The organism is Saccharothrix luteola (assembly GCF_020859565.1).
Classification (GTDB): domain Bacteria; phylum Actinomycetota; class Actinomycetes; order Mycobacteriales; family Pseudonocardiaceae; genus Actinosynnema; species Actinosynnema luteola.
Genome location: NZ_JAJHUO010000001.1, coordinates 141,321 through 165,989, shown reverse-complemented (window position 1 = coordinate 165,989; position 24,669 = coordinate 141,321). Strand labels below are relative to the sequence as shown.

20 protein-coding genes and 2 pseudogenes are annotated in these 24,669 nt (G+C 70.5%); 18 read left to right on the top strand and 4 right to left on the bottom strand.

What is annotated here, in order from left to right:
* Positions 1-35 precede the first annotated feature (35 nt).
* The gene (locus tag LNK82_RS00635; protein WP_230564890.1) at positions 36-695 is read left to right on the top strand and encodes a response regulator; all 660 of its coding nucleotides are present in this window, start codon (positions 36-38) and stop codon (positions 693-695) included.
* The gene (locus tag LNK82_RS00630) at positions 692-1,807 is read left to right on the top strand and encodes a sensor histidine kinase (RefSeq protein ID WP_230564889.1); all 1,116 of its coding nucleotides are present in this window, start codon (positions 692-694) and stop codon (positions 1,805-1,807) included. The genes LNK82_RS00635 and LNK82_RS00630 overlap by 4 nt, the downstream gene beginning before the upstream one ends.
* 8 nt (positions 1,808-1,815) lie before the next feature.
* Here the strand turns inward: LNK82_RS00630 and LNK82_RS00625 are convergent, their stop codons facing one another.
* Positions 1,816-3,564 (bottom strand): ABC transporter ATP-binding protein, encoded by a 1,749-nt coding sequence (locus LNK82_RS00625; RefSeq protein ID WP_230564888.1) that lies wholly within the window; start codon positions 3,562-3,564, stop codon positions 1,816-1,818.
* A gap of 431 nt (positions 3,565-3,995) precedes the next feature.
* Between LNK82_RS00625 and LNK82_RS00620 the strand changes: the two genes are divergently transcribed.
* The 6 genes from LNK82_RS00620 to LNK82_RS00595 all read left to right on the top strand — a co-directional run bounded on the left by LNK82_RS00620 (position 3,996) and on the right by LNK82_RS00595 (position 7,858).
* Positions 3,996-4,763, top strand: coding sequence for a tetratricopeptide repeat protein (locus LNK82_RS00620; RefSeq protein ID WP_230564887.1), 768 nt, complete (start codon positions 3,996-3,998; stop codon positions 4,761-4,763).
* Between the two features lie 32 nt (positions 4,764-4,795).
* Complete coding sequence (locus tag LNK82_RS00615) at positions 4,796-5,269, top strand: hypothetical protein (RefSeq protein WP_230564886.1); 474 nt, start codon at positions 4,796-4,798, stop codon at positions 5,267-5,269.
* A 91-nt stretch (positions 5,270-5,360) separates the two neighbouring features.
* A complete protein-coding gene (locus LNK82_RS00610; protein WP_230564885.1) occupies positions 5,361-6,020 on the top strand; it encodes a helix-turn-helix transcriptional regulator in 660 nt (219 codons plus the stop codon).
* A 32-nt stretch (positions 6,021-6,052) separates the two neighbouring features.
* Positions 6,053-6,574, top strand: a complete 522-nt coding sequence (locus tag LNK82_RS00605; protein WP_230564884.1) for a DUF3291 domain-containing protein — start codon at positions 6,053-6,055, stop codon at positions 6,572-6,574.
* Between the two features lie 280 nt (positions 6,575-6,854).
* Positions 6,855-7,097, top strand: a complete 243-nt coding sequence (locus LNK82_RS00600) for a hypothetical protein (protein WP_230564883.1) — start codon at positions 6,855-6,857, stop codon at positions 7,095-7,097.
* A 233-nt stretch (positions 7,098-7,330) separates the two neighbouring features.
* Positions 7,331-7,858, top strand: coding sequence for a hypothetical protein (locus LNK82_RS00595; RefSeq protein WP_230564882.1), 528 nt, complete (start codon positions 7,331-7,333; stop codon positions 7,856-7,858).
* On the opposite strand, the pseudogene LNK82_RS00590 reads toward LNK82_RS00595, so the two are convergent.
* Positions 7,855-8,010: pseudogene (locus LNK82_RS00590) on the bottom strand (integrase core domain-containing protein); the annotation flags it as partial. The gene LNK82_RS00595 and the pseudogene LNK82_RS00590 sit on opposite strands and share 4 nt — an antisense overlap.
* Positions 8,011-8,827: 817 nt before the next feature.
* Between LNK82_RS00590 and LNK82_RS00585 the strand changes: the two are divergent.
* Genes LNK82_RS00585 through LNK82_RS00575 form a run of 3 tightly spaced genes read left to right on the top strand, consistent with a single transcriptional unit; the run spans position 8,828 to position 11,108 of the window.
* Entirely contained in the window at positions 8,828-9,223 is a 396-nt protein-coding gene (locus LNK82_RS00585) for a GntR family transcriptional regulator (RefSeq protein WP_230564881.1), read from the top strand.
* Positions 9,220-10,125 carry an ABC transporter ATP-binding protein gene (locus LNK82_RS00580; protein WP_230564880.1) on the top strand — a complete coding sequence of 302 codons (906 nt, stop codon included), beginning with the start codon at positions 9,220-9,222 and terminating at the stop codon, positions 10,123-10,125. Before LNK82_RS00585 ends, LNK82_RS00580 begins: the two co-directional genes overlap by 4 nt.
* 53 nt (positions 10,126-10,178) lie before the next feature.
* Positions 10,179-11,108, top strand: a complete 930-nt coding sequence (locus LNK82_RS00575) for an ABC-2 membrane transporter-related protein (RefSeq protein ID WP_230564879.1) — start codon at positions 10,179-10,181, stop codon at positions 11,106-11,108.
* Between the two features lie 254 nt (positions 11,109-11,362).
* On the opposite strand, the pseudogene LNK82_RS00570 reads toward LNK82_RS00575, so the two are convergent.
* Both LNK82_RS00570 and LNK82_RS00565 read right to left on the bottom strand, forming a co-directional pair.
* Positions 11,363-12,753, bottom strand: a pseudogene (locus LNK82_RS00570) (arabinofuranosidase catalytic domain-containing protein).
* Positions 12,704-13,663: a transposase gene (locus LNK82_RS00565; RefSeq protein ID WP_230564878.1), complete on the bottom strand. Its 960-nt coding sequence runs from the start codon at positions 13,661-13,663 to the stop codon at positions 12,704-12,706. Before LNK82_RS00565 ends, LNK82_RS00570 begins: the two are co-directional and overlap by 50 nt.
* A gap of 532 nt (positions 13,664-14,195) precedes the next feature.
* Between LNK82_RS00565 and LNK82_RS00560 the strand changes: the two genes are divergently transcribed.
* From LNK82_RS00560 to LNK82_RS00530, 7 genes are all read left to right on the top strand, one after another.
* Entirely contained in the window at positions 14,196-16,388 is a 2,193-nt protein-coding gene (locus tag LNK82_RS00560; protein WP_230564877.1) for a SagB/ThcOx family dehydrogenase, read from the top strand.
* Positions 16,385-18,265 (top strand): S9 family peptidase, encoded by a 1,881-nt coding sequence (locus tag LNK82_RS00555; RefSeq protein ID WP_230564876.1) that lies wholly within the window; start codon positions 16,385-16,387, stop codon positions 18,263-18,265. The genes LNK82_RS00560 and LNK82_RS00555 overlap by 4 nt, the downstream gene beginning before the upstream one ends.
* Positions 18,249-19,505, top strand: a complete 1,257-nt coding sequence (locus LNK82_RS00550) for a hypothetical protein (RefSeq protein ID WP_230564875.1) — start codon at positions 18,249-18,251, stop codon at positions 19,503-19,505. Before LNK82_RS00555 ends, LNK82_RS00550 begins: the two co-directional genes overlap by 17 nt.
* Before the next feature lie 26 nt (positions 19,506-19,531).
* Entirely contained in the window at positions 19,532-20,902 is a 1,371-nt protein-coding gene (locus tag LNK82_RS00545; RefSeq protein ID WP_230564874.1) for an MATE family efflux transporter, read from the top strand.
* An 18-nt stretch (positions 20,903-20,920) separates the two neighbouring features.
* A complete protein-coding gene (locus LNK82_RS00540; RefSeq protein WP_230564873.1) occupies positions 20,921-21,526 on the top strand; it encodes an O-methyltransferase in 606 nt (201 codons plus the stop codon).
* The gene (locus LNK82_RS00535) at positions 21,519-22,790 is read left to right on the top strand and encodes a tetratricopeptide repeat protein (protein WP_230564872.1); all 1,272 of its coding nucleotides are present in this window, start codon (positions 21,519-21,521) and stop codon (positions 22,788-22,790) included. The genes LNK82_RS00540 and LNK82_RS00535 overlap by 8 nt, the downstream gene beginning before the upstream one ends.
* Before the next feature lie 522 nt (positions 22,791-23,312).
* On the top strand, positions 23,313-24,572 hold the full coding sequence (locus LNK82_RS00530; RefSeq protein ID WP_230564871.1) for an MDR family MFS transporter: 1,260 nt from the start codon (positions 23,313-23,315) through the stop codon (positions 24,570-24,572).
* Positions 24,573-24,669 lie beyond the last annotated feature (97 nt).

Sequence of the window (24,669 nt, the reverse complement as noted above, 5' to 3'; positions counted from 1 at the left end):
ATGGCGGCGTGCGGGATCCACAAAGGAGCGGGGACATGATCCGGGTGGTCGTCGTGGACGACGAGGAGCTGGTGCGGACGGGGTTCCGCCTCATCCTCCAAGCGGCCGGGGACATCGAGGTCGTCGCGACGCCGACCGGTGCGCAGGCGGTGCGCGAGGCGAGCCTGCTCAAACCCGACGTCGTGCTGCTCGACATCCGGATGCCGGACGTGGACGGGCTCACCATCCTGCGTCAACTGCAGCGCCTCAAGCCGCCACCGGTCGTGGCGATGCTGACGACGTTCGACTCCGACGAGTACATCGCCACGGCGCTGCGGAGCGGCGCGGCCGGGTTCATCCTCAAGGACACCGGACCCGAGCAGCTCGCCCAGATGGTCCGCACGCTCGCCGCCGGTGGCGTGGTGCTCTCCCCCAAGGTCACCCGGACCGTCGTCGACGGCTACCTCGGTTCCGGGGCGGGCTCGCCGGCCGCCGAACAGGTCGACCTGCTCACCGAGCGCGAACGCGAGGTGCTCGTGCTGATCGGTGGAGGGCTGTCCAACGCCGAGATCGGGGCACGCATCCACGTCAGCGTCGGCACGGTGAAGGACCACGTGAGCGCCATCCTCGGCAAGCTGCGCGTGGGCAGCAGGGTGCAGGCGGCGCTGGTGGCACAGCGAGCCGGCCTGCTGAGCGGCAACGGGGAACAGGGGTGAGCCCTGGGCGGTCCGGCCGGCTCGTCGATGCCGCGGTGCTCGCGGTCGCCGTGGTCGAGGGGGCGTTGACCACGATCAGCGAGGCCGACCCGCACGTGGTCGTCCCGATCGCGATCGCCCTGCTCGCCCTGCTCGCGCGCGAACGCCTCCCGCTGCCGGTCTTCCTCGTGACGCTGCCGGCCGTGCTGTTCCCCGGCACGATCGTCCCCGCGCTGGTCGCCCTCTACGTGGTCTCCAGCCGCTACCGCGACTGGTGGCTGCTCGTCGGCTGCGGCCTCGTCGCCGCGACCGCGTTGGTCTTCCCGATGTCGGACTTCGCTCCCTCGATCTGGGACTCCTACACGCTGCTCGGCGTCGTCTACGCCGTGATGACCGCGCTGGCGCCGATCCTCCTCGGCCAGTTCCTGCGGTCCCGGCGCGAGCTGGCGCTGCGGTTGGTGGAGGTCGAGGAGGCGCGGGAGCACGAGCGCCGGCTCGACGCCGAGGCGATCCTGGCCGGGGAACGCAACCAGCTCGCCCGTGAGATGCACGACGTCGTGTCCCACCAGGTGAGCCTGATCGCGGTGCAAGCGGGAGCGCTGAAGGTCAGCACCACCGACCCGAACGCGAAGGTGGCCGCCGAGAACGTGCGGCAGCTCTCGGTGAACACCCTCGACGAGCTGCGCCACATGGTGAACCTGCTGCGCGCCTCCGGCACCCCGGCGACCGAACTGACCCCGCAGCCCACGCTGACCGATCTGCACCGGCTCGTCGACAACAGCGCGATCGACGCGCACCTGGTCGGCAACGCCCCCGAGGACCTGGAGCCGCCGGCGCAGCGCGCCATCTACCGGACCATCCAGGAAGCGCTGACCAACGTGCGCAAGCACGCCCCCGGCGCGAGCGCCACCATCGAGATCAGCCACGACGACGACGAGCTGACCGTCACCGTCACCAACACCCCGCCCACCCGACCCCACCTTGCCCTGCCCAGCGCCCGGCACGGACTCGTCGGACTCCGGGAACGGGCCGCGCTGCTCGGCGGAACGCTGCACACCGGTCCCACACCGGACGGCGGCTTCCGGCTGCGGCTGCGCCTGCCGGTCACCTCTGCCAGGACAGAACCCGGGTGAGCGTGTGCTCATCCGCCGGATTCGCCGGTGAGCAGTTGAGTGGCGGCGAACCCCGCGTACAACGGGTCGGCCAGGACGAGTTCGTCGTGGGTGCCGGTGGCCCGCACGGTCCCGTCGTCCACCACCACGATCCGGTCCGCCCGCGCCACCGTCGACAGCCGGTGCGCCACCACGAGCACGGTCATCGTCTTCGCTGCGGCGCTGACCACGTCCCTGATCGCCACCTCGTTCGCGGCGTCCAGCTGCGAGGTGATCTCGTCGAGCAGCAGCAAGCGCGGACGGGCGAGCAGCGCGCGGGCGAGCGCGACCCGTTGCCGCTCGCCGCCGGACAGGAAGGTGCCGCGGTGCCCGACCGGGGTGTCCAGACCGTCGGGCAGCCGCTCGACGAGCGCGTCCAGCCGGGTCTGCGCCACCACGTCGCGGACCTCCTCCTCGGTCGCTCGCGGGCGGCTGTAGACGAGGTTCTCGCGCAACGACCCGGACAGCAGCGGCGCGTCCTGTTCGACGTAGCCGATGCCCGCCCGCAGCTCGGCCAGGTCCCAGTCCGCCAGGTCGAGCCCGTCCAGCAGGATGCGGCCGGAGTCGGGTTCGTGGAACCTCTCGACCAGCGCGAACAGCGTGGACTTGCCCGCACCGGACGGACCGACGATGGCCGTGATGCCCACCGCCGGCACGTCGACGCTCACGCCGCGCAGGACTTCCGGCCGGTCCGGCCCGTACCGGAACCGGACGTCGGAGAAGGTCAGGCGAGCCGCGCACCGCCCGTCGACCTCGGCGCCACCGGTGCCGGCGGACTCGACCGGCATCCGGTCCACCTCGTCCAGCCTGCGCACCGCGGCGAGCCCGACCTGCAGCTTGCTGCCGGCCTCCAGCAGTTGCCCGATCGGCTCGTGCAGGTAGAACAGGAACAGCAGGAACGCCACCATCGTGGACAGCGGGACCGCCCCGGTCGCGACCCGGGCGCCACCGATGCCGAGCACGGCGAGGAACGCCACCTGGACCGCGAGGCCGTTGGCGCCGTGCACCAACGATTCCCACCGCGCGGAACGGAGGCCGGCGCGCCACGCGTCCTCGATGCCGCGTTCGATCACGGCGACCTCCCTGCCCTCGGCCCCGGCCGCCTTCACGGTGCGGAAGGCGCCGAGCACGCGCTCAAGCCGCGCACTCGTCTCACCGACTGCGGTCTGGGCGGCGTGGGACGCCTTCTCGATCATCGGCAACCCAGCCAGGGCGAGGAGCCCCACCACCAGCAGCACGACCAGCGTGACCCCCAGCAGCACGAGGTCCATCACACCCATCATCACGACCATGACGGTGGTCGTGACCGAGCCGGTGACCAGCGCGACGAGGGCGTGCGTGCACACCTCTCGCAGCAATGTCGTGTCGCCGGTGAACCGCGACAGCAGATCACCCGGCTCGGCGCGCTGCACCGCGGGCACGCGCACCGACAGCAGGCGCCGGGCCAGTCGCTTCCGGGCGACCAGCACCACCGACTCGGCGGCGCGTTCGAGCAGGTAGTCACCCGCCACCGCGAGCGCGGCACCGGCCAGCGCCAAGCCGACCAGCAGCGCCAGCAGACCGGTGATCCCGCCACCCGAGCCGAGCCGGTCCACCAGCCCCTTGGCCGCCAGTGGCTGTGCGGCGGCGGCGAGACCGCCCAGCAGGACGAGCATCCCTCCGAAGAGGACGGTTCGCCGCTGTGGCCTGACGTAGCCCACCAGGGTTCGCCAGGCGGCGCGGTCGATCGGGGTGCGCACGGTGGAACAACTCCGTCTTCTCGGGTCGTGGTCGGGGACCCGATCCGGGGCGCGCGTGATGCGGCCGTGGACCGGTTCTCCAATCCTCGGCCACGGGGCACGCCCCGCGGCACCGGCGGACCGGCTGGACCAGGTGGCCGGGTGGCTGGACAACGCCCCCCGATCGGGGGGCGTCGGAAGGCCCGTGAAGGCATACACAGTGGCGTCTCCGCCGCGACCGGGTCGCGCAGGCCACCAAACGTCCACAATGGTCTCCGCTCGGATGATGCCCGCCCACGTCGTGCTGCCACGGGTCTTCAGGATCATCGAGCGGCGCTGGATCCCAGCCAGGCCGAGCCCAAGGCGTAGGTCGCCGTCTCGGGGGTGGGGAAGCCGCTCAGCGGGGCCGCAGTCGCGTACGCGAACGGCCAGGGGGGACCGCCTCGTGGCGGGTGCTGCCGATCAGGAGCGGGACCCGCTCGAACCGGCCCATCCGTGTTTCTGCGGAGCAGAGCGCCGCCGCTCTCGGCCGTCGCCGGGCGGTGTCGCACCTGGCCCAGGTGCTGAGAACCTTCCACTACCAGCGCGGAGACTTCTCGGGCGACCTCACCGCGTGGCAAGCCGCGCTGACCGCCGCCGCCGATCTGCCCGATCCGCTCTCCACCGTGCGGGCCCACCGGGGTGTCGGCTTCGCCTGTGCCGGGTTAGGTCGCCACGAGGAGGCGCTGGGCCACCTGCACCGCGCTCTCGCTCTGGCCGAGGATGGCAACGACCTCACGCAACAGGCACTGACCCACCACGAGCCGGCGACCAGTCGGGAGTCGGGTGGTGACAACCGGCAGGCGCCGGCGCACGCCAGGCGGGCCCTGGACCTGTACCGCGCCTTGGGCCTGCCCGGGCGGGAAGCCGTGGCGCTGAACTCGGTGGGCTGGTACGCCGCCGGCGTCGGCGAGTACGACACCGCCCGTGACCACTGCGAGGCAGCACTCATCCTGCACCGGCGCCACCACGATCGTGACGGGACATCCGCACGGCGTTCGGAGCGGGAGTTGACGCCGTTCGCGCTCGGGCGGGCGCAGGTGGGGTCACCGGCGAGTCACCGATGCTGGGCCGGGTCCATCTGCGCCCACACCTGCTGCGACACACCAACGTCACCACCATGGAGAACCACCGCACGGTCATGCCGACCAGCGCAACGGCCGGGGAGAACTCGACGATAGGGAGGGTGAAGCGAGCAAGCCGGAGGAGCGCCATGACCGGGCTGGACGCGTTACTGGACGAGGCGGGGCTGCGGCCGGGGTCGGCGACCTGCGCCGCAATCCTGGGTGTGCTCGTCGGGATCGCGACGCTCGTCGGCAGCGTGCTCGCCGGTGTGGTGCTGTCCGAGCCTGCCGGGACGGGCTGGTTCGCGCTCCTCGCGTGGTCGGTGGTCGTCACCCAGGTCGTGGCGGCGGTGCTGTTGATCACTGGCGGGGTGCGGCTCGCGGTCGGTGGCGGGCGAGGCGCGCTGATCACCGGTGCCGCGCTGGAGCTGTGGGTCTGCGCGGGCTACCTGTTCCACGCCTTGGCGGTGGTGGCACCCGATGCCGGCGAGCCGCCGAGCACGGCTGCGGTCTTCGTCGGGGTTCCCGTCGTGGTCGCAGCCGCGGCGGCGACGGCCCTGATCCTGGCGCTGCGCCCGATGACCGGCGAGTACCTGCTCTTCAGCCGGCGCGTTCCCTCCTGACCGGTGCCGATCTCGCCACCGACATCCGCGTCTGCCGCAGGCCGGGCGCCGGGTTTCTAACGGAAGCCTGCGTTGTTCTTAGAATGGTGGGATGGAGGACATCGAGGCGATCGTCGTGCTGCAGGACCCCGTGCGGCGTCAGCTGTACGAGTACGTGGTCGCCCAGGACCACGAGGTGAGCCGGAACGAGGCGGCCGAGGGCGCCGGGATCGGCCGCACGCTCGCCGCGTTCCACCTCGACAAGCTCGTCGACGCCGGGCTGCTCGTCACCGAGAGCCGGCGACTCACCGGGCGTTCGGGCCCGGGTGCCGGGCGGCCGGCCAAGCTCTACCGCCGGTCCGGCGCCGAACACCACGTCTCGCTCCCCGCCCGGGACTACCGCACCGCCGCCGACCTGCTGGCCGCGGTGGCGGACGATGCCCGGCTGGATGTCGAGCTGCGGGCCGCCGCCGTGCGGGAAGGACGGGCCGCGCGGGCCGCCGCCGGACCGATCGAGGACCTCGACGCGGCGCGGGCCGTTCTGTCCGTGCGTGGCTACGAGCCGCGCACGGACGCGGACGGTGCCGTCCTTCGCCTGGTCAACTGCCCGTTCCACGTCCTCTCGGAGCGGTATCCCGCGCTGATCTGCGGCATGAACCTGGCGCTGGTGGAAGGTCTCCTCGAGGGCGCCGAAGGGCTGCGGGCCCGTATGGATCCGCAGCCCGGGATGTGCTGCGTCACCGTCGAGACTTCTAAAAGTAATGATGATTGACATAGAAGGGTGGGGGTGGTGAGGTGGGTGGCATGGCCGGACACCACCTCGCCCAGCTCAACGTGGGCACCTTGAGACACCCTCTGGACGACCCGCGCACGCACGGCTTCACGTCGATGCTGGACACCTTGAACGACGTCGCCGACCGGTCGCCCGGGTTCGTGTGGCGACTGGTCGGCGACGAGAGCAATGACGCCACCGCGATCCGGACCACCCTCGGCGCGGACGTCATCGTGAACATGTCGGTCTGGGAGAGTCGCGACAGCCTGTGGGACTACGTCTACCGCAGCGGCCACCTGGACGTGCTCCGGCGCCGCGCCGAGTGGTTCGAGCTGCCGAAGGCGGCGTTCCAGGTGATGTGGTGGATCCCGGCCGGCCACGTGCCCACCGTCGAGGAGGCGGTCGAGCGGCTGCAGCACTTGCGCGCGCACGGCCCGTCGCCCAGCGCCTTCGGGTTCAGGGACACGTACACGCCCGAGGACGCGGGCCTCGGCGTCGTAACCACGGACGGGCACGACCAAGGCCCAGACCGCCGCCTGAGCGCCACCGGCTGACCGGCACCGTCCGATGCACGACCTCGAGGTCGGGGCTGAACGACCGAAGACCGGGCGCTGCGCCATACGTCCGCCTCGCCGGACGACTCAGGCGCTCGTCCAACGGCAAGTGGACGCCGACACAGGTGTCGGAAGATCGTAGACTTGCTGATCAGGCCGCACAGGTCGCCGACTGCCTGGGCCGGTTGTGACGTTGTCCGGGGCGGTGCGTCCTGACGCGACGCGTCCGTGCGTGCCAACAGTTCAGCGGTCGCGTCCCGACGAGTGGATGAACGAGGGCATGGCTCTCGCGGACGCCGGCGTGGTGGTCGGCATGGCCGTCGGCGCGGCGGTCGGCGGAATGCTCGTCACCCACTACGGCGGCACGTCCGGTTTCCTGATCCCGGCCGCCGCCGGTGTGCTCGCGCTGCTGATCGCGGGGGCTGGTGTCCGGTGGCGGAAAACCGGTGGGCCGGTGCCGGTGCTCGAGCCTGCGGGGTCGTCGGGTGCCGAGATGACGAAGCTGTCAGAAGGGAAGCCGTGACGACCACGACCGGTGTCGGCCGGCGGTGGCCGCTGGGCCACCGCCGCCACGTCGGCGACTGAACCCCGGGCGCCTGGGGCGACGGTGACCGCCGCGAGGTCGGCGCTGGGCGGGAGGCGGATCCCGTCCAGCAGGGGTGGTCCAGGACGTGCTCCAGATTCCACCCGACGGCGCGTCTTCGTGTGTCATCAACCGGACAGCTGCTTACCCCTGCCACCCCAACCTGGTCTGCTGTGACGGTGGAAGCGATACCCGACGACATGTCCCCAGGCCGCGGCCGGTTCCGGTGGTGGCACCTTGCTACGGCGGGAATCGTCGTCTGCGGGCTCGTGGTCGCGCTGCTGGACTGGTCCGACAGGACCGCGCGCGAGGTGGCCGACGGTGTCGTTGAGGCGTTGCGCGACGGTGACTCGGAGGCGTACGCATCGTTGCTGTGCACCGACATCCGGGATGACCCGGTGAGGGCCATTCCACCGGTGATATCGAAGAACACGCTGACGGTGACGTTGCGCGGCCTGAAGTACTACCCAGGCGAAAACCGCTCCGACGGGAAGAGCGGGCAGAAAAGGCACTATCGGGCCACCGTCGCCGTGGAAACCACGAATACCGACCTCCTGCTGATGATCAACGAACAGGCCGGTTCGTGGTGCCTGCTGCGAGCACACGTGTGCCCAACCGACGGTACCGTCGACACCAACACCAACAGCGGTTACATCCAGGCGATGACGTGCAGCGGCCGCCCCTACGAGATCACCGACTAGTTGTACGAGGCCAGGACGTTGGTGACGCCGGTGTGGAGTCGTGTGGCTGGTGGTCGGTTTCCGGCGGCGGTGTGGGGGCGATGGTAGTTGTAGTGCACCTTCCAGACCGCTAAGGCGTCGATGCGGTGTTGCTCGCTGGTCCAGACGTGGGCGTTCATCCGCGGTGCCTGCGGCGCGCTTGTGATCACGTGCAGGCACAGGGGTTCCCGGCGCGTGCCGAGGTCGACGGCGAGGTTCCTGGCCTTGCTGGGTCGCCCACTCCTGTGTCCGGTGGGCGGTGACGCCGGTGATGTGCAGCCGCCGGGTGCCGTGTTCGATGAACGTCAGTACGCACAGGTGCCTGCCGAGCAGGGTGTCGAGGTGGACGAGGTCCGCCGCGATGATGCTCTCGGCCTGCGTGGTGAGGACCTCCCGCCAGGCCGGACCGGTACGGCGGGGCGCCGGGTCGATGCCCGCGTTGTGCGGGATCTGCCAGACCGTTAGGGCGGCGATCCCGTAGCCGGACCCGGCCGGTTCGCCTTGGATCCGCCGATGACCCGACCGCGTGTTCTCCCTGGCCAGCCGCAGTACGAGCGACTTGATCGCCGGCCGGGTCGGTGCACGTCCGACGCGTCGCCGGGCGCTGTAGTCCCACTTTCGGACAATGAGTCTGCGGTGCCAGGCGAGCAGGGTGCCCGGCGGCACAGGGAAGACCTCTCGCCAACGGCGACGATCCACCAATCCGGACGAGGCCGCGAACCAGGACCGGTCTGAGGGCTCGTAGCGCACCGGACCTGCGAGTTGCCGCCGCAGGACCGCGTTCTCGTGCCGCAGCACGAGCAGTTCGGCGTCCTTCGCCGGCTCGCTGCGCAGCAGCACCGACGGGCCCGACGGTGGGCTCGGATCCCCCTGCCGCACTCGACGCGCCTGCTTGCCGACGGGTGATCTTTACTGCTTTACTATGTCACTAGTAAAGCAGTGGGAGGGTTCATGTTCGTCTTCCGGATCGACACCCGCTCGGGTGTGCCGCCCTATCTCCAACTCGTCCAGCAGGTGCGTCAAGCCGTCCTGCTGGGCTTCCTGCGGCAAGGTGACCGACTGCCGTTGATCCGCGAGGTGGCCGAGACCTTGGCGATCAACCCGAACACGGTCGCCAAGGCGTACCGGCAGTTGGAGCAGGAGGATCTCGTCACCGGTCGCCCCGGGCAGGGCACGTTCGTCAACGAGGCGCCGACGGCGGGGATGTCCGCCGCGACGTACACCTCGTTGCGACGCGGTCTGGAGACCTGGTTGAACCGGGCCCGCGCCGCCGGACTTGACGAGCAGGCGGTCAACGCGCTCTTCACTGCTGTCGTCAACCGAGCGAAGAATGAGAACATCGCATGACAACAACCGAGTACGCGCTCCGAACCGACGGTTTGGGCAAGCGCTACCGTCGGACGTGGGCGCTGCGCGACTGCACCCTGTCCGTGCCGACCGGCCGGGTGATCGCTCTGGTCGGCCCCAACGGTGCGGGCAAGAGCACGCTGCTGCGCCTGGTGGTGGGGTTGATCGCGCCGACGTCCGGCACCGTGGAGGTGCTCGGCCAGTCCCCGGCCGCCAATACCCCGCAGGTGCTGTCCCGCATCGGGTTCCTCGCCCAGGAGCACCCGCTCTACAAGCACTTCACCGTCGCGGACCTGCTCCACATGGGCCGCTCCTGCAACCTGCGCTTCGACCAGGGCCTCGCCGAACGGCGGCTGGCGCAACTGGACATTCCGCTGGACCGCAAGGCCGGTGCCCTCTCCGGTGGCCAACAAGCCCAGGTGGCACTGGCATTGGCGTTGGCCAAGCGGCCGGACCTGCTCGTCCTGGACGAGCCGATGGCCAGCCTCGACCCCGTCGCCCGACTCGAATTCCTCCAGGCACTGATGGGCGCGGTCGCCGCCGACGGCATGACCGTCCTGTTCTCGTCCCACGTCGTGCCCGAGTTGGAGCGCGTCTGCGACCACCTGATCGTGCTCAACCACAGCCGGGTCACGCTCGCTGGCGACATCGAGACGCTGTTGGCCGAGCACCGGCTGCTCGTCGGTCCGCGCACGACCGCCGATCTCGACAAGGCGGGCACGGTCGTCGAGGCATCCCACAGCGACCGGCACACCACGCTGCTGGTGCGCGATGGCGGCGGGCCGACCGCGCCCGGCTGGCAGGCCGACCCGATCGGGCTGGAAGAGCTGGTGCTGGCCTACCTGCGTCGCCCGACCCGGCACGACATCGAGGCACCGACCGTCTCAGGGGTGCCGGCATGACGTGGCTGACCTGGCGGCAACACCGCGCCGAAGTGTTCACGCTGACCCTGCTGGTGGCGGCGATCGGCCTCTTCCTGCTCGTGGCCGGGTCGTCGATGCGCTCCCTGTTCCCCGACGGTGCCGCGGCCTGCGCGGGCGGGCTGACCGACGGGTCCGACGCGTGCTCGACCGCTATCAGGCGGTTGAACGAGGAGCACGGGTACGCGTCCAAGGTGCTGTCCCTGCTCAACCTGGTGCCGTTCCTGATCGGCGCGTTCCTCGGCGCGCCGTTGGTGGCCCGCGAACTGGAAGCCGGCACCTGGCAGTTCGCCTGGACCCAGGCGGTGCCGAGGATGCGCTGGCTGGCGGTCAAACTGGGTGCCCTGGGCGCGCTGACCGCGACGCTCGCCGTCGCGCTCTCGGCGTCGATCACCTGGTACCGGCAGCCGTTGGACTCGCTCAACAGCCGGTTCACGACCGACGCGTTCGACCTGGAAGGACTCGTTCCGGCGGGGTACGCGCTGTTCGCGTTCGCCGCCGCCACGGCGGCGGGCGTGTTGCTGCGGCGCAGCCTGCCCGCGCTCGCGGTCGCGCTCGGCGCCTACCTCGCCGTCCGCGTCGTCGTGGCGGGTTGGTTGCGTCCGAACGTCCAGGCGCCGCGGAGCATCATGGAACGCGTGGCCGCCGACGATGTGACTCTCGACGCCGGAGGTTCCCGGATATCGACAGGTGATCGCGCCGACTGGATCATCGCGTCGGGCTACGCGGATCCGTCAGGCCGTCACCTCTCGGTCTACGACGCCGTGGAGATGGATGTCGCGGCACGGGCCGCCGGAGTGGATTTCAGCGCGTACCTGCACGAGCGCGGTATCCAGCAATGGGTTTTGTACCACCCGGCCGATCGCTTCTGGGTGTTCCAACTCATCGAGGCGGCCATCTTCGTCGGCCTCGCGGCAGCCCTGCTCGCACTCGTCGTGTGGCGGATCAAACGCCGCGTTTCCTGAGAGCACCGCGCTCACCAGCCATGCGCACCCATCGCGGTGAGGTGCTGGTCCCCGGGCTCGACGAAACCGGGACGAGCCGGCGATGCCGTGCCAGGGGTGGAACGCGCCGGCGTGGCCGTCGACGGTCGCGGCCTGTCCGAGCACGACCGGGCCCGACAGCGGTGCCGCCGCTGTCGGGCGCCAGGCCCGTGGTGACATCGGCTGTGCTGACCCGGCCGGTCGGGAGGGGAACGAAGCCCGGCGACGGGATCCGGTCAACCGCGCAGGCCCCATCGTTGGTTCACGCCGCCGTGGCACGACCAAAGGATGATCTTCGTGCCGGTGGCCGTCCCGGCGCCGTCGGCGTCCAGGCACAGGCCGGACTGCACACCGGTGATGGTGCCGTTCGAGTTGACGTTCCACTGCTGGTTCGCCTGGCCGTTGCAGTCCCAGATGATCACCTGGGTGCCATTGCCGGTGCCCTGACCGTTGGCGTCGAGGCACTTGCTGCCGTAGATCTGGAGCCTTCGGTCGGACGTGTAGGTCCAGCGCTGCCGGTCGACGCTCTGGCAGTCCGCCAGCTGCACTTGGAGCCCGTTGGCGGTGGAGCCGTTCGGCACCTCGACGCACCGGTTGGACTGGCTGCCCACGACCTGGACGTTCTGCCGTGGGGTGCCGCCGCCGGGTGGGGCGTACCCGGCAGCCGCGATGTTGGCCTGTACGGCCTCCTCGGTGGCGTTCGACGGGTAGCCGGAGGTCAGGACGCCTTCGTAGAACGTACCGGCGCCGGAGACGCTGTTGTCGCCGCCGATGCCCAGCAGGATCGCCCCCTCCTTCTTCATCGGGTGGTAGCCGGCGGGGCGTGGCCCGTCGAACACGGTCGTCAAGCCACCCGACTGCGCGTTCCCGCTCCGGATCGCCCAGTGGTTCGGCTCGCCCTTGACGATCGCCGTCACGAAGCGGTGGTTGATGGGCGGGTTCCGGTTGTACCCGCGTTCACGCCGGAGAACAGGCCCCACTCCAGATCGGCCATGACCCAGGGACCTGTGCCGTCCCCGTAACCCCACTGCCGGTTGGCACCGAAGTAGACGGTCTCCATGATGGCGCGCTCGTCGGCCACGCCGTCGGTCTGCGCATTGCCGTAGTCGAAGCAGCACCACTGGTTGTAGTGGGTGCCGTCGACGACGGCGTAGATGCCCTCGGGCTGGTCGCCGGTCGCGACGCCGTTGGTCCGGTTGTTGCGGTAACCGGTGCCGGGCGAGATGTAGACGCCGTAGGCCTTCTGGCCGCCGACGGTGACCGGGGCGGCCGTCGCGACGGCGAGGTTGTCCCACCCACCGGGAAGCGGGCCGGGCCAGTGGCCTGGGGGCGCCTGCGTGAGGTGGTTACCCCGGCCGCTCTGGTCGTAGATGATGCTGATGAGGCAGGTCGCGCCGGCGCAGAACGAGTCCTGGGTGGCGGCATTGGCCACACCGCCCGCACTGAGCACGCCGATGTCCCGCGTGGTGTTGTCCGAGGACCGCTTTACTTGGTACAGCGCACCGCTGTACGCGCCGTACAGCGCCCGGGTCGTGCTGTGCGCGGCCACGCACGGTGTGCCGCCCGAGGCGTAGACGTCACACGGTCCGGATGCGGCGGCCTGGGCGCTCGGTGCGTCGGGCAGCACGGCCGGTCCGGCGGTGATGGCGAGGGCGAATGCAGTTGCGACGGCCGCCGTGAGGCGGCCGGATCGGCTTCTCATACCAATCTATGCCTTTCGTGTGCACCACGGCGGGGATGCCCGCCGTGTCCGGAAGCCCCGCCGTGGACCCGGATCGGCTTCTCGGAATCAGGTTGGGACGAATCGGCACCGCCGGTCGGCGCGCCCGATGGGTGGACCATCGCACGACTTCGGTGCGGTCGTTGGTCGCCCGGTCGCCGATGTCGAGGTGTGCCTGGGTCGGTCTGGACAGCAGCGTCCATGGAGTCCTCCAGAAGAGGGAGGAAGGCGCGGGATCGGCGAGAAACCGTATCGAACCGGTTCGCATGAGCCTAGGTATGATCGCGAAAGCTGTCAACGGTGCCGATGGGCGTTCCGGGCTCATCCCAGCTTTGTGCTGTGCCGGATACTGCGATGACACTTGTCGAGGCGACTCGAATCGGTTCGACCTCATGCAACAGATGACCGAGTGGACCCGGACGTCTACGCCGGGACCACGCGCGCCGACCGCGAGTTCAAGCTCAGCGGCCAGGAGGTCTACCGGTTCGGTGCCGCCGAACTCGCTGATGATGAGCGGGCAGGTACCTGCGTCGGAGAAGACCGCGTCGAACGAGGCGGTGGACTGGCCGGCCCGTCTCGCACCAGGAGACGGGAGTCTTCGGCTCAGTGGTGCGGTGTGGTCGATCCAGGCGTTGCCGTAGGTGTGGCGGAAGGAGCGGTCCGGGCAGGTGTTGCCGTGCGGGCGCAGCCAGGGTGAGACGTCCACCGCGAGCACCAGTCGACCGTCCGCCGCGCTGGGCGGCGGCAGCCTGGCGAACGCGTCGCGTACTCGTTCGGTGTCGATCACGCCGTTGTCGACCGCGTCGTAAAGGATCATCCCGCGTAGTACGCGAACCGGTTGGCAGCGGACGGGCCATCTCCGGTTGTCGGGTGTTCGCCCGACACAGACGGAACCGCTGACCTGACACCATCGGGATATACCGCAGCGACGCCGGGAGCATCCGCTCATCGGCGAGGCGGCGGCCAGGTGTTCAACATGAGTGCTGCAATGGACCGGGGGGATTCATGGCACTACAACCTGGCGTGGCCGTCGTGCGAGCGCTGAACGTTGCGGATGGGCGTTCGTGGCATTCCTTGCCAATCCACTGTCCTGGCCGTGATGCTTGACACCCATTTCCGGTGTCGGTCGCGGTCGATGTTATCCACGGAACAGAGGGGGTGAATGCAATGGAGGCAGCTGTGGCGATTGAGGTGGCCAACGAGGTCGAGGAGACGGCCGAGTACGAGGTCATGCTCCTGCAGGCCGACATCTACTGATCGGTCAGATAGGCGGGGCATGGCCGATCAGGTAAATGTGGTCGGCCATGCTCCGCCCCTGTAGTCAATGTCGAACCAGTTATGGGGGGACAATGCTCGTGCGGCTCAATCCGGCGGCCCGGATCATTCCGCCAAACGACGCCACGGGGAATCGCTGGGTCGTCGACGACCTTCTTCGCAAGCGCCGGTTCACCGTGACGCGGTCGATCGCGGCCGTGCTCGCCGCCGCTGCGGAGCCGACGGAACCGGGCGCGCTGGCGGCCAGGTTGGCCCAGTTCACCGGATCTACCAGTGGTGTAGAGGCCTGGTCGGCGCGCATCTCGGATCTGGTCGCCCGCGGCCTGCTCGTGGACACGGAGTCGATATCGGCGGATCCCGACCAGCAATGGCTGGTCGAACTCGTCGAGGAGTGGGACCGCGCCGGCTGGCGGGAAGCTGCCGAGTACCACTTCCTGGCGTTCGACTATCCCTGCGTGGATTATTCGGAGGCCGCCGCGATCGGTATCGATCAGTCGCGCATGCGCGATTACCAGGCCGTCGAGCCTGACGACGACCGGTACAAGGCCGACTACCTCGAGCAGCCGGGCATCGACGTTCCAGAGCCGCACGACGACATTGTCGAGAGCGCGCCCGCCTCGACGTTCTGGAGGGGGTCGACGCTCAAGCGCCCCCTTAGCGAAGACGCGTTTCTGGCCACGGTTTCCCTTGCCTTCGGCGTCATCAGGGAACGTATTCCGATCACCGATTCCGCGCCTTTGCTGCGTCGCACGTCACCGTCCGGTGGTGGGCGTCATCCCACGGAAGGATATGTCGCCGTCCGCCAGGTACCCGGCATGCGTTCCGGCTGGTACCACGTGACCACGCGGCCGTTGAGCCTTCGCCTCGTCAGGTCCGACGGGGTGGACGAGAAGACGATTCGGTCGGTGTTCCCGAACATCGCCTCCGCCGCCGCGATCGTCGTCGTTACGAGCGTTTTCGAGCGCAACATGTACCGCTATCGCGAGCCGAGGACGTTTCGCACCGTGCACATGGACGCCGGACACGTCGCAGGCACCGTGCGGCTCGCCGCCGAGTCCGCGGGCCTGCGCGCCGTCGTCGACGACGCCACGGATGCGCCAACGGTCGAGTCGCTGCTCGGACTCGACGGCATGGCCGAGGGATACCTGATGAGCGTCGGTCTGTGGGGCGGCGTCGAGTCGGAAACCACCGAGGCCCGCCCTGCCGAACCCGCTGAACCCGCGGAACCCGACGGACCAGCCATCATCCACGCTCTCCCACCCGAGACGATCAGGCCTGATGGCGTCGACTGGCCGGTGGGCACGCGCATCCGGCCGGTGGCGCAGGTCGACAAGGCCGAGATCGAGGTCGCTGACACGGTGACCGGCCGGACCACCCGCCATCTCCCGGTCGACCTCGCCGAGGCGATCCTCCGTGACGAACGCCCGCACGCCGACCTGGCCGACCCGGCCGACGAGGTCCGTAGGGCGGCGCTGGTGCCCGGCCTGCGGCACTGGCAGCGTCGCGGGTGGCATCCGTCGGATCAGTTCTACGTCGCATCGCGGCGCCCGGGTGCCCGGCCTTTCGCAGCGGACGCCGACCCCTCCGGGGCACCTGCGTCGACCGAGCCGCCCGGCGGTCGCCCGGTGGCGCTGCCCGACCCCGCCGAACCCGCTGATGTGCCGATCTCGCGCCTGCTGTTGAGCCGGCGGTCCGGTCGGAGCTACGTCCGGCGCCCGGTGCCCGCGGCGGTGCTGTCCGGCCTGCTGCGGTACGGCCTGGCACACCTGCGTGACGGTGCCGACGCGATCGGCGCCGGTTGGGAGATCTGCGTTGCCGCGTACCGGGTGAGCGGCGTCGAGCCGGGCGCCTACCGGTACCACCCGCGCGAGCACAGCATCGAACTGGTGCGCGCGGGCGACCTGCGCACCGACATGATCGCGGCTCTCCAGGGGATGCGCTCCCCGTCATCGGCCAGCTGGACGCTGGGCCTGGTCGCGGATTTCCCGGCCTACCAGCGCCGGCGGCCCGGCGAGACCGGGCTGCGCAGCCTGTACACGTGGTCCGGCGCCGTCGCCCAGGACCTGATCGTCCTCGGCGCCGGTTACGGCCTGAGCACGCTGGTGACCCCGGCTCAGCAGGACAGCGCCTACCTGGCGATGCACGGCTTGTCCCGACGTCGCCACGGCCCGATCTACACACTCACCATGGGCGTGTCCCGCGGTGCCGCCGGGGTGTATCCCGAAGAGGACCCGCTGGGCGACGAGTTGACCGGGGCATCGCGATGACCCGCGCCGCACCGCGCCGGCCGCCGATCTCGCCGGTGCTCAGGTCGGCGCTGCGGGCGCTGGAGACCAACACCTCGCCCAGGCTCTCGCCTGACGGCACCGCGGTCGTGTTCGTGCGGCGGACCGGGTCAGGCGACGCCGTGTGCGTGATGACGTCCGTGGCCGACGGTCCCGGCCCCGTTCGGCTCGTCGCCACGTATGAGGACGGCGCGGTGCGTGACCCGCGGTGGACACCGGACGGCAGGTGGTTGACCTTCCTGCACGCACCGCGTGGCCGGGAGACCTGGGCACTGACGGCTTACCACCTCGACGCCGACCAGGTGGTTCCGGTGGCCACCGGTCCGGTTACCGAGTACTGGCCGGGGGACGCCGGTGTCGTTTACAGCGCCCGCGAACCCGGCAGCCGGGTGACGCGGCTCTGGCACGTCGACCTGGACGATCCCCGGCCAGTCCTGCTCGACGAGCCGAACCCCGGATACCACCGCTGGCTGGTCGACCGGCAGTCCCGTCCGCGCGGCGGGGTGCGCCTCGGTCGTGACGGCGCCTCGACGGTCGTCGTCAGGGCGTCCGGCGGGGCGCGCGAGACCACGATCCCGATCGAACCGGACGCGGTTGCCGACCTCGCCGTGCCCGGGTTCAACGCCGACGGCACCACGCTGTACCTCCTGACCAGCACGGACGCCCCGACCAGGAGACTGCTCGGGATCGACACCGAGACGGGCGAGATCACCGAGATCGCCCGGCACGACGAACTCGACCTGGCCGGCTACCCGATCGGCCCGGACGGCGTGTGGTTCGACCCGATCACCGCGACGCCCGACCTGTGCGCGGTGTTCGGCGAGCGGTTCCAGCAGCTTCCGCTGACCAGCCGGATGGCCGAGAAGGTCGCGGCCGTCGCCGGCCACCTCGGTGCGGCGGACGGCGCGGAACCGCTGATACTGGACCGCGACGCGACCGACGAGGTGTGGCTGGTCTGCGTCGTGCACGACGACGGGCCGCTGGAGTACGTCCGGTGCCGCCCGGCAACCGGAGAACACGCCACGCTACTGGTCAACCGCCCGGACCTGCCACGAGGCGAACTACCGGAGCTCACCTCGTTCTGCTACCGGGCCACCGACGGGAAACCGATCGTCGGCTACCGCCTCGCGCCTCGGGACGCGCCCGCCGAGCCGGCCGCCACCGTGGTGATGGTGCACGGGGGACCGGCCGCACGGGACTACTGGCGGTTCCACGCGGATGCCCAGTACCTGGCGCTGCTGGGGCTCACCTCGTTGCACCTGAACTTCCGCGGCTCGCGCGGGTTCGGCAGGGAGTTCCGGCGGGCGGGGCTTGGCGAGTGGGGCGGCGCCATGCAGCAGGACCTCTACGACGGCGTCGCGCACGGCGTCGCGAGCGGCCTGGTCGACCAGGATCGGGTCGGTTTCTTCGGCTCGTCGTACGGCGGCTACGCCGCGCTGGTGGCCGCCACCACGCGGCCCGACCTGGTCCGCTATGCGATCGCGATCAGCCCGCAGTGCGACCTGGTGCGGCTGGCGACTCGGTCGCCTGCCTTCTTCAGCCCGATCGCCGGCTCGCTGAGCAGGCAGATCCTCGGCGCCGTACCTCGCGAGGACGCCGACGAAGTGCTGCGTGAGCGGTCTCCCCGTCACCGGCTGACGGAGGACTGCCCGCCGCTGTTCATCGCCCACGGCGTGCGCGATCCGCGGATCCCGGTGGACGAAGTCGACGAGTTCGTCGCCGCCGCCCGTGATCTCGGCGTCGACGTCACCTACCTGCGGTTCGACGACGAGGGCCACCAGGTGACGTCGAACCGGAACCGGGCAGTTTTGTTCGATCACATCCAGTCCTTCGTGGAGAGTCATGGCCGCGCGAACTGAGCCGGAGATCAACCCGGTGTACGACCGGACCGATCCGCACGGCTACTTCCCCTGCCCGACGGGCCTTCCCGGCATCGAACACAACCGGCTCGCCATCTTCTGGCGACCGCTGATCGACATGGCGCCGAGTCGGTACGCGCCGATGCGGTTGCAGGCCATCGGCTACGTCAACGACTGGCTCGCCGACGAGGAGTCGACCTCGTGGGCGTGGTTCGCCCGCCATTCCGTCGTCGGCCTGCGCACCCAGGTGATCCGGCACGCCGGCCTGGCGGAGTACGCCTGCCGTGACCCGCGCGAGCTGCCCGACCGGTTGCGCACCAGGCAGTGGCGGGTGCTGGTGGACGCGCTCGATCGGTTCGCCGACCTGCCGCCGCTGCGCCGGCGGCTGGTGATCTTCCAACTCGTGCAGCTGTCGTTCAACGGCGTCGCCGCGGCGCTGTCCGCCGACCACCGGCCGGACGGGTCGGTGGAGACCGACCACTACCTGTACGAGGTCGCCAGGGCCAACGTCTACCTGTCCGCGCCCACCCAGTCACCGGCCGACCTGTTCGAGCACCTCGCCACTCGGTCCGACGATCCGGTCCTGCGGCTGGCCGCGGCCGGACAGGGCATCAGCTACGCGGTGCGGATGCGGCGCGACCTGGAGTTGGCGCGCCGGTTCGAGTCCTACGGCGAGCCATCCGTCGGCGCCGACGCCACCTGGCTCGACTTGCTGATGACCAGCCGGTTTCACCGCGCCACCGCCCTGCTGCGCATGCGGGAGCGGAACTTCGCCGAAACGCACACGGAGGTCATGCTGGCCTGGGAACTCAGCGAACGACTGTTCTCCTCCGTGCCCGAGAACGGCCCGGACCAGTACGTGGCGGTGGAGAACCGCCGGATCGTGCTGGAGTCGTTGATCAAAGCGGTGAGCCGGGCACCCGACCCGGAGCTGACCGCCCAGGTCCGCCGGCGGTGTGATCAGCTGCTCGCCATCGATCCCCACTGCCTGCAGGCGCGGCTGGTCGTCGCCGACGGATACGCCGCGATCGGCTCCTACGAGGAGGCGGCACGCTGGTACACGCGGGTCGGCGAGCTCGGCACCGGTGCCGGTGCGATGGCGTGGTACCGGGCCGGGCAGTGCTACCACATCCTCGGCCGGTTGGGCGACGCGGTGAACGCGATGGGCCGGTGCCTGGAGCTGGACACGACCGCCGTGCAGCCGCGGGAGTACCTCGAACAGGCCGGTGTTTCCGCCTGACCCGACGAACCGGACGCGGGAGCGACATGAGCACCAATGCCACGGACGCGGCACCGGACTCCGACCGGCGCGCGATCCTCCGACTAGGCCTGCCGTTCGTGGTCGGAGTGCTGTCCTCCGTGCTGGCCGGGGTCATCGACACGGCCATGATGGGCCACTACGGCGCGCTGCCGCTCGCGGCGGTGGCGAGCGCCGCCGCGGTCTTCGACGTGTTCAGCACGCTCGCACTCGCGACCGTGGCCGGCCACCAGATCCTCGCCGCGCGGTTGGCCGGCAGGGACGACGGCAGGCGGATCGCCGCGTCGCTTCGGTCGACCGCGAAGTTGTCCGCTGTCGTCGTGGTGCTGGTGGTCGCGGTCACCGTGCTGTTCGGCCGTCAGCTGACCCGGCTGGTCGCGTCGGACGCCGGACCGGATGCCGCGGTCATGGGCGGGCAGTACCTCGCCGCGGTCGCGCCGACGTTGGTGTTCGGCGTGATCTTCGGCGCCGTCGCCGCCACGTTCAACGCCTACAAGCTGGCCCGGCTGCCCATGTTGGCCGGACTGTTCACCGCGGGAAGCAACATCGTGCTGGACTGGCTGCTGATCTACGGCCCCGGACCGTTCCCCCGGCTCGGCGCGGTGGGCAACGGGTTGGCGACCAGTCTGTCCTCGCTGCTGAGCCTGCTGCTGCTCGTCACCCTGGCCGTGCGCGCGAAGCTGTGGCAGCGGCTGCGCACGAGCAATCCCGAACCGGTCGGCTTCGACACGTCGATCCCGCGCCTGGCCGTCCCGGCGATGGTGTCGACCGCTTTGGACTACGCGAGCACGGCGGTGTTCTTCGCCATCGTCGGTGGGTTGAGCACGGCAGCGCTCGGCGGTGGCCGGATCGCCTTCCACGTGATGGTGCTGTGCTACGGGCTGGGCACCGCGTTCTCGTCGGCGGTGCGGATCCTCGTCGGACGTGCGATCGGGACCGGTGACACCAGCCGGGTGCGGGGAACGTGGCGGGCCGGGCGGTCGACGTTGCTGCTGCCCGGGTTCGCGGTCGGCGTTGCCCTGATCCTGCTGCGCGAGCAGATCGCGGCGGTGTTCACCACGTTCCCCGAGGTGCGGACACAGGTAGGTCAGGCGCTCATCGTGATCGGAGTTGTGATCCCGCTGATTGCCTGGAACCTCACCAACGTGAGCATCGTCCGCGCGTTCGGGCACACGAAGCTGGACATGTACGGCAACCTCACCGCCGCGATCGTCGCGCAGCTCCCGATCGCCTGGCTGTTGGGTGAGCTACTCGACTTCGGCGTCGTCGGGGTCTTCTGCGGGGTCGTGGCGTACTGGCTGCTGCGCGGCTCATTGCTGGAGATCTGGGCGCGGCGATTCGTCCGCGAGTCGGAAACCGCGGCGGCCAAGGGAAACTGAGACAGCGAAGGAAAGCAGATGACGCAACCAACCACCGACGCGGTGGTCGTGCCGGAGCCGCCGCTCGCGGCACGGGCACGGGACATCGCACGTCGGGCCAACCTGACCCTGGCGTCCACACCGGAGACCGGCGCGTTCCTGCGCACGATGGCGGCGAGCAAACCGGGCGGCCGCTTGCTCGAGCTCGGTTCGCAGACCGGTGTCGGCACGGGCTGGATGCTCGACGGCATGGACGAAGACGCCACGCTCACCACCATCGAGCAGTCGCCGAGGATCGCCGACGCCTGCCGGAAGACCTTCGCGGGTGATCCGCGGGTGCACGTCGTCACGGCCGACGCGACCGAATGGCTGGAAACCTATGACGGGCCGCCGTTCGACCTGGTCTTCGTCGACACCACCACGGCCAAGTTCGAACGGCGCGACCTGGTGTACCGGCACCTGACCGACGGGGCGCTGTTCCTCGCCGACGACCTGCTGCCGCAGCCCAAGTGGACCGACGAGCACCTGCCGCGGGTGCACCGGCTGCGCGAGGAGATCGTGCGGGAACCCGACCTGGTGGCCACGCTCGTCGACTGGGCCTCCGGTCTGCTGGTCGCCACCTACCGCCGCCCGTCCGGTGACTGAGAGCACGGCCGGCAGGCCGGCGGGCGCCTTCCGACGCGTCTACACCCGGTCGGACCGGCGTGGTTCGCTGCCCACGGTGACCGGTCGGCCGGCACCGCCGCACAACCGGCTCGAGCCGTTCTGGCGCCCGCTGGTCGACATGGGCGCCAGCGACCTGGCGCCGGTGCGGCTGCGGTTGATCCGGTCGGTCAACGAGTGGCTGGACGAGACGTCCGACCGGTGGTCGTGGTGTTCCCGGGTGAGCGTGCCCGGTCTGCGGCACCAGGTCATCCGGCACGCCGGCCTGGCCGGCTACGACGCCGGCGCGCCGAGCGCGTTGCCGTCCGAGCGGCGCACACCCGCCTGGCGGACGCTGGTGCGTTCGATCGAGCGGATCGACACGCTGGACTGGCGGCGACGCAGCCTGGTCGTGGTCCAGCTGGCGCAGTTGTCCTATCACCGGCTCGCGTTGGACCTGGCCGACCTGGACCGGTCCTCCGACGGGTCGGCGGCCCACCAGCGATTTCGGTACGACCTCGCCAAGGTCGCCGTGGCGACGCCCGGCCTGCGGGACCGTGCGCTGGCCGTGTTCCGCGAGCTCGCGGAACACGCTCAGGACCCGGTCGTACGCCTTGCGTCGGCGTTCCAGGGCATCGGGCACACGCTGCACGGCGGGCTCGACCTGACGGTGGCGTGGCGGTTCGAACGGATCGGCCGGTCGGTGTTCCCCGCCGTGCCGGCGGCGGAGGACTCCTGGGAGGCCGCGCTCGTGCGGAGCCGGTTCCACCGTGCGGTCGCGCTGTTGAGTGCCGCGGAACCGGACCGGGCACGTGCGGCAGACGAGGCGGACCTGGCGGAGTCCTGTCACGCCGAGATGGTCTCCCGGGGCGGTCGGGACGCGGCGGACGAGCTGATCGTCCTGGAGGACGAGCGCTACCTGGTGGAAATGCGGCTGCGTCTTGCCCTCGGGGTCGAGCCGGCCGATCACGACGAGGTGACCGCGTTGTGCGGGCGGCTGATCGCTCTGGACCCGTACTGCGTGCAGGCCCGGTCCACCGTCGGCGACGCCTACCTGGCGATCGACCACGTCGAGCAGGCGGCGCGCTGGTACGAGCACGCCGGGGAACTGGCCACCGGCGCCGGCGCCGTCGCCTGGTACCGCGCCGGACAGTGCCACCTGGCCCTCGGTGACGGGGGAGCGGCGCGCCACGCGATGGGCCGTTGCCTCGAGTTGGACGCGACCGCCGTCGAACCGCGCGAACTGCTCGAGGCCGGCTACGCTTAGTCAGGACCAGATTCGCCGCGGCCGGCCTCACCCTGCCCTACGCAACGGCTGTACCGAAGGCGTCGACACCCGCACCAAGAGGATCACGAGGCAGGTCCACGAACGCCAGGATTTCGGTTCTTCGTGTTCGCTGTGACGCCGATCAAGCCGCTGGTCACTGGTGCATCTTCACTGTGGGGAATTTATTGCATATGGTTTGCAGGTGCATAAGCATTGCATCAGGGTGCGCCCCGGGCACCGGCGGCTTGGTCTGGCACGGCGGACGGTGGGCGAGCTGCTGCCGAACCTCGGGCTGTTCGTCGTCGGCCTGACCGGTGGCTCCGTCGCGGTCGAGCAGATCTTCGACGTCCCCGGGATCGGCCGGCTGACCCTGCCGGGTGCGTCGGCGGTCACCGCGGCCGGCGGAGTCCGCCCACCACGGTGGACACGGGCACGCGGGGCCTCGGTGACACCGCGGCGACCAGGGCCCGAAGCGACCCCGATGCGACACACCCCAGCCGTCACCGCCCGTGAGGGTTCCGCATGACGGAATTGATCTCCGGGACGGTGAAGCGTTCCCGGAAACAAGGACTACGGCGCGAGCGGACGTGGAAGACCCTGTCCCCGCTGCTGCGTCTGTTGATCCTGACGCAACTCGCCTTCAACGTCGGCTTCTACGCCGTCCTGCCGTTCCTCTCCGAACACCTCGGCTCCATCGGCATGGTCGGCTGGCTGGTCGGGCTGGTGCTGGGGCTGCGGACCTTCAGCCAGCAGGGCCTGTTCGTGCTGGGCGGTGCGCTCGTCGACCGCTACGGGGTCCGGCCGGTGGTGCTCGCCGGCTGCACGCTGCGGATCGCCGGGTTCGCCTGGCTGGGCTACGCCGAGCGGCCCGCGACGGTCATCGGCGCGGTGCTGCTGATCGGGTTCGCCGCCGCGCTGTTCTCCCCGGCGGTCGAATCCGAGGTCGCCCGGCAGGCGGTGACGTGGGAGCAGGCGGGCACCGGGCCGCGGACCAGGGTGCTGGCCCTGTTCACCGTGGCGGGCCAGGCCGGGGCGTTCGTCGGCCCGCTGCTGGGCGCGCTGCTGCTCGCCGTGGACTTCCGCACCGTCTGCCTCGCCGGCGCCGTGGTCTTCGTCCTCGTCCTCGCCGGGCACGCGTGGCTGATGCCGCAACACATCCCCGGCCGGACCCGGGTCTCCGGGCGAGGCGGCGTGCGGGCGATGCTGCGCAACCGCCGCTTCCTGGCCCTGTGCGGCGCGTACGGCGCCTACCTGCTGGCCTACAACCAGTTCTACCTCGCGCTACCGGACGAGGTGACGCGCGCCGCGGGCTCGCAGGCGCCCCTGGCGTGGCTGTTCGCCCTGTCCTCCCTGCTCGTCGTGTCCGCCCAGCTGCCGGTCACCCGCTGGGCCGCGAACCGGCTGGACCTGCGCAGGTCCATGGCCATCGGGCTGCTGCTCATCTCCGCCGGTTTCGTCGTCGTCGCCGTCGGTCCGACCGCGTGGACGGGAGTCGCCGGACTGGCACCGGCGGCGGGCTTCGTCGTCCTGCTCACCGTCGGCCAGATGCTGGTGGTCCCGACAGCCCGCGCCTGGGTTCCCGACCTCGCCGCGGAGGGCAGGCTCGGCCTCTACACCGGCGCCCTGTCCTCCGTCTCCGGCTTGATCGTCCTCGTAGGCAGCACGGCCACCGGCTCCCTGCTCGACCTGGGCCTCCCGCACGCCGTGCCCTGGCTCGTCCTCGCCGCGATCCCGGCGCTGGCCGTCATGCTGCTGCCCCGCGGCGTCGACAGCGGTCAATGACATCAGGGCGAGCGGAACACCGGTGTGACCGGTGACCCGCGCCACACCCGGCAAACCGCGAGTTCTGGCAGAGCGTGCGCACGGGTGCCGGGACCGC

Excerpts from the sequence above, each read along its gene's own strand:
- LNK82_RS00610 (WP_230564885.1), top strand. The coding sequence starts at position 5,361 with ATGGAGGACATCGAGGCGATCGTCGTGCTGCAGGACCCCGTGCGGCGT.
- LNK82_RS00555 (WP_230564876.1), top strand. The coding sequence starts at position 16,385 with ATGACCCGCGCCGCACCGCGCCGGCCGCCGATCTCGCCGGTGCTCAGG.
- LNK82_RS00635 (WP_230564890.1), top strand. The coding sequence starts at position 36 with ATGATCCGGGTGGTCGTCGTGGACGACGAGGAGCTGGTGCGGACGGGG.
- LNK82_RS00585 (WP_230564881.1), top strand. The coding sequence starts at position 8,828 with ATGTTCGTCTTCCGGATCGACACCCGCTCGGGTGTGCCGCCCTATCTC.
- LNK82_RS00565 (WP_230564878.1), bottom strand. The coding sequence starts at position 13,663 with ATGATCCTTTACGACGCGGTCGACAACGGCGTGATCGACACCGAACGA.
- LNK82_RS00545 (WP_230564874.1), top strand. The coding sequence starts at position 19,532 with ATGAGCACCAATGCCACGGACGCGGCACCGGACTCCGACCGGCGCGCG.
- LNK82_RS00550 (WP_230564875.1), top strand. The coding sequence starts at position 18,249 with ATGGCCGCGCGAACTGAGCCGGAGATCAACCCGGTGTACGACCGGACC.
- LNK82_RS00530 (WP_230564871.1), top strand. The coding sequence starts at position 23,313 with ATGACGGAATTGATCTCCGGGACGGTGAAGCGTTCCCGGAAACAAGGA.
- LNK82_RS00560 (WP_230564877.1), top strand. The coding sequence starts at position 14,196 with ATGCTCGTGCGGCTCAATCCGGCGGCCCGGATCATTCCGCCAAACGAC.
- LNK82_RS00605 (WP_230564884.1), top strand. The coding sequence starts at position 6,053 with ATGGCCGGACACCACCTCGCCCAGCTCAACGTGGGCACCTTGAGACAC.
- LNK82_RS00580 (WP_230564880.1), top strand. The coding sequence starts at position 9,220 with ATGACAACAACCGAGTACGCGCTCCGAACCGACGGTTTGGGCAAGCGC.
- LNK82_RS00540 (WP_230564873.1), top strand. The coding sequence starts at position 20,921 with ATGACGCAACCAACCACCGACGCGGTGGTCGTGCCGGAGCCGCCGCTC.
- LNK82_RS00615 (WP_230564886.1), top strand. The coding sequence starts at position 4,796 with ATGACCGGGCTGGACGCGTTACTGGACGAGGCGGGGCTGCGGCCGGGG.
- LNK82_RS00600 (WP_230564883.1), top strand. The coding sequence starts at position 6,855 with ATGGCTCTCGCGGACGCCGGCGTGGTGGTCGGCATGGCCGTCGGCGCG.